Annotated in this window: 4 protein-coding genes; all 4 read right to left on the bottom strand. The window is 41.9% G+C overall.

All coding sequences use genetic code 11. The features are described 5' to 3' along the window. Positions 1-164 precede the first annotated feature (164 nt). Complete coding sequence (locus QZT26_RS16595; RefSeq protein ID WP_099323498.1) at positions 165-407, bottom strand: hypothetical protein; 243 nt, start codon at positions 405-407, stop codon at positions 165-167. Positions 408-453: 46 nt separating this feature from the next. Continuing rightward, positions 454-2,121, bottom strand: coding sequence for an FAD-dependent oxidoreductase (locus QZT26_RS16590; protein ID WP_295103728.1), 1,668 nt, complete (start codon positions 2,119-2,121; stop codon positions 454-456). Between the two features lie 83 nt (positions 2,122-2,204). Continuing rightward, on the bottom strand, positions 2,205-2,804 hold the full coding sequence (locus QZT26_RS16585) for a DUF4405 domain-containing protein (protein WP_099323500.1): 600 nt from the start codon (positions 2,802-2,804) through the stop codon (positions 2,205-2,207). Positions 2,805-2,856: 52 nt separating this feature from the next. Beyond that, positions 2,857-3,930: an ACR3 family arsenite efflux transporter gene (gene arsB, locus QZT26_RS16580; RefSeq protein WP_169703817.1), complete on the bottom strand. Its 1,074-nt coding sequence runs from the start codon at positions 3,928-3,930 to the stop codon at positions 2,857-2,859. Between the last annotated feature and the right edge of the window lie 361 nt (positions 3,931-4,291).

The raw sequence follows: 4,291 nt of genomic DNA, 5'->3' as shown, positions 1-4,291 counted from the left end.
GTTATCATTACAGGAAGTTCTTAAGTGCTGGAATGACATTGCTTGTTCTTTAGCAGAAAATACAAGAATCCGAAAAACACAGATATCAAAATACTTCGAGCATACCTAAAACAAGTTAGCGCTTATGGGTGCAGGGGGTGGACTGGATTTCTCCGTCGATACAACTACCCCTTTATTATGAAAACAAATTTGACCCTCTTTCCCACGCTGCGCAGACTGGTCAAATGGGCAATTTTATCCTGTTTCGTGACATGCATTCCCGCAGAGCGCAGGAATGAGAATAAAAACTTATGGCTATTCATGTTATAAACCTCCCAGATTTCTTCCGCAGACAATTCCACCCCCTTAATCCCCCGCCAGCGGGGGGACAGGCTTGCCACATCCCTTGCAGCGTTGTTTTGCCCCAATCACACAAACGGTTACAAAAAATCGGGAATGCTCCTGGCAGAAACTCTATTTTTCAATTGCATAAGGCCATGCCAACAAGCTACCTTCCATAAATTTTACATTTTCAAACCCTTCGGTTTTTAAAAGTAAATGAGCCTGTGACGCCCTTAAACCAACGCCGCAATAAGTAATGATTTCTCTTGTTTTATCCAATGCGCCGCTTCTTGATTTCAGTTCGTTTAATGGAATGTGAAGGCTGCCTTCAATATGGCCTTTATCGTGCTCATGCTTTGTACGGACGTCTAATAAAACAAAATCATCCTTACGCTCCAGCTTTTGTTTAGTAATAAGCGGCGATATGCTCTGGATTTTCCCCTCTAGCTTGTTTCGCAAAACGTTTGCGGCCGTTATAAGCGGGTCCATAGGAGATGAATATGGCGGGGCATACGACAGGTCATATTTTGAAAGTTGTCCGGCGGTAACCCTTCCCATCAAAGCGGCGGAAACAACATCAATCCTTTTGTCAACCACACCTTCCCCGGCAATTTCAGCTCCAAGCAAAATGCCGCTCCCCTTTTCTGCTATTAATTTAACAATAATCAGCTTTGAACCGGGATAATAATGGGGCTTGTCATGGGACGGAACGATAACAGACACGACGTCAAATCCATTCCTGATTGCCTCTTTCTCCGATAAGCCGGTTTTAGCAACTGTCCAATCAAATACTTTTACAATAAACGTTCCCATCACTCCGGGAAAGGTATCGTTTCCTCCGCAAATATTTATTCCGCCAATGCGCCCCTGCTTGTTTGCTGTTGTCGCCAGAGGTATCCACACGGGTTTTCCTGTTACCATATGTGTCGTTTCAACACAATCACCAACGGCATAAATATCGGGAATATTTGTTTCAAGCCTTTCGTTTACCTGTATTGCACCCGTTTGTCCAATGGCTATTCCTGCATTTTTTGCAAGGCTTACGTTCGGTTTAATTCCCGTCGCAAGCACCACAATTTCTGCCGGAAGCGTTTGTTTTTTTGTAATTACCTTTGAAACGTTGCCTTCTGAATCGGCTTCATATTTTATCACCTCATCATCTTCATGTATATGCACGCCCTTTGCCCTGACATGGTTTTGGACAAGGAGCGCTATGTTTTTGTCAATGTGAGAAAGTATATGCTCGCGGCGAATAATAATATGGGCCTTTATTCCATATTCCATCAGGCTCTCAGCTATTTCCAATGCAATAAATCCACCGCCTACTATTATGGCGTGCCCTATTTTTTTTTGTTGCAACACCGATTTAATACGCATTGCGCTCTTAATATTGTGCAAGGTAAATATATTCCCGGATTCTACCCCTTCACACACAGGAACATAAGGCTTTGCGCCTGTAGCCAAAACAAGAAAATCATATGGGAGGAAAGCAGAACTGTTTGTTTTGAGATTCCTGACGGCAATATCCTTGCCGCCCGGATTAATTGCCTCAACCCTGTGTTCCGTCAAAACATTTATATTCAACATTTTGAGAAAATAATCAGGCGTTCTTATTATGAGAGAGGAACTATCCTTTATTATATCTGAGATAAAATACGGCGTGCCGCATGCAGCGTAAGAAATATCCGCTTCTTCGGTAATAAGCGTTATCTCCGCATCCGGATCTTCTCTCCGTGCCTTTGCGGCAGTCTTTGTCCCGGATGCTACTGCGCCAATAATAACCATGCGTTTTGGTCCCATTTCTGATCTCCTAATCTCCTAATATACCCTTCCCAATACCGTATTCATCAATACGTTCATCCTAAACTGGTGTGAACATTCGTTCATGGGTGCTTCGTTTTATATTCACAAATAATGCGCCGTACATCCTCAATTTCAAATCCATACTCTTTTCTCAATTTGCCTAAGTGTTCCTTTTTGTCCACATCTTCCGGCAGGCCAAGTTTTTCAATAATATATTCAACAGAAACCTCCGACTCTTCTGCGACCTCGGTAAATGTCATTGCACCCCGTACTTGAATCTTCTTATGATCCTGCGATAAACATAAATCACACCCCTGTCTTTCTACATTTGTTTCATTTACCGGACTTAACAGAGGAGATATTGCAAATACCAGCACACCTATGAATCCAATAATCACCAATGCAACACGTAACCCTGACCTTTCATGTGACTTGCCAATAAAAATATTCGCTACCCAACGCCAATGAAGAAACAAATGTACCGCTAAACAGCATAAGAAGAAGACTGAAATCCAAAAATGGATGTTACCCCATTCGTGCCTGTCCATTCCACAAATAGTCTTAAAACGCCTGCTCCCGGCAGGAAGGATATAGTGCATCAACATACCGGTGGTGGTTAAGAGGATAAAACCAACAAAGGCAATCGCATCAATAACAATATTCTGTATCGAACGTTTCATTTTCTCTCTTTTTTGAAGTATAACTTTTTCAAATCCTTAGGACGTGCACCTGTTATTTAAACCAATTTTGTGTTTTAAGACATATCTTAACCAACATGAGCATCACAGGCACCTCAATTAATACACCCACAACAGTGGCCAAAGATGCCCCTGACGATAGGCCAAAAAGCATTGTTGAGGTGGCAATCGCCACTTCAAAATGATTGCTCGCTCCAATCATTGCAGCAGGCGCAGCATCCCTGTAGGCTAACCGGAAAAATCTTGCTAACGCATAACCTATTGCAAAGATAAAACAGGTTTGAATAAAAAGGGGGATTGCTATAAAAAGAATCGCTTGTTTCTGAGTAATAATCACATCGCCCTTGAATGAAAATAAAAGAACCAATGTAGCCAGAAGCGCTGTTATAGATACGGGCGTTAAGAAGTGTAAGAATTTTTGCTGAAACCACACCAACCCTTTCGTTTTGATGATCCATTTTCTGGAAAAATACCCCGACACCAGAGGAAGGGCAACGTAAATTAAAACCGATAGCACTATTGTTTCCCAGGGGATAGGCATCTTGTTCACTTTTAATAAGAAACCACCCAGCGGGGCATAAAAAACCAACATGGTCAAAGAATTTATTGCCACCATAACAAGGGTTAGCCCGTCATTGCCCCTTGCCAGATATCCCCACATTAAAACCATTGCCGTACAGGGGGCTATTCCTAAAAGGATAGCTCCGGATATATATGAACGATAAATATCTACCGTGCTTCCGTCTTTAATAATTTCTGTGCCGGGTAAATAATCTTTAAATATATATCCTAAAAAGAATGTTGCGATGAGATACATCGTAAACGGTTTAATGCACCAATTTATAACCAGGGTCAGAATAACCGGTTTGGGTGTCTTCCCTGCTTTTATAACCTCCGCAAAGTCTATCTTCACCATAATAGGATACATCATAAAAAAAAGGCAGACGGCAATAGGAATAGAAACTTCATATATCGCAAGGGAATCTAACATGAAGGCAACCCCCGGCGCTGTCTTCCCCAAAACAATGCCTGCACCGATACACAGCAATACCCAGAGTGTTAAATATTTCTCAAAAACAGATAATTTTTTTTCGGGAATCTCTTTCACTCTTCGCTACTCTTTCGCTTTTAAAAAAACGTGCTCAAAATCTTACATCTCTACCGCAGGGGAAGGCTGTCTCACTGTCAGTCATATACAGTTCGCTCCTGAAGAGATCAACCCATGACCCATGATATGGAAGTATGCTCCTGTTCAAGCTATGTTCCCCCGCTGGCGGGGGTGCAGGGGCATAAGCGCTAACTTGTTTTATTGACAAATTTTATTCATCATGGTATTTTTATGTTAATTATCCCGCTAATCACTCTATAGGAGGATAAAGCCATGATGAGAGAAGATTGGGATCTTCTAAGAACTTTCTTCCCAAACGATTGGAAAAGTTTAGCCGTTGATACAAATGCTTTAAAAGGCT

The organism is uncultured Candidatus Kuenenia sp. (assembly GCF_900696675.1).
Classification (GTDB): domain Bacteria; phylum Planctomycetota; class Brocadiia; order Brocadiales; family Brocadiaceae; genus Kuenenia; species Kuenenia stuttgartiensis_A.
Note: the sequence above shows the minus strand (reverse complement) of the source record. Positions and strands in the feature narration are given on the sequence as shown.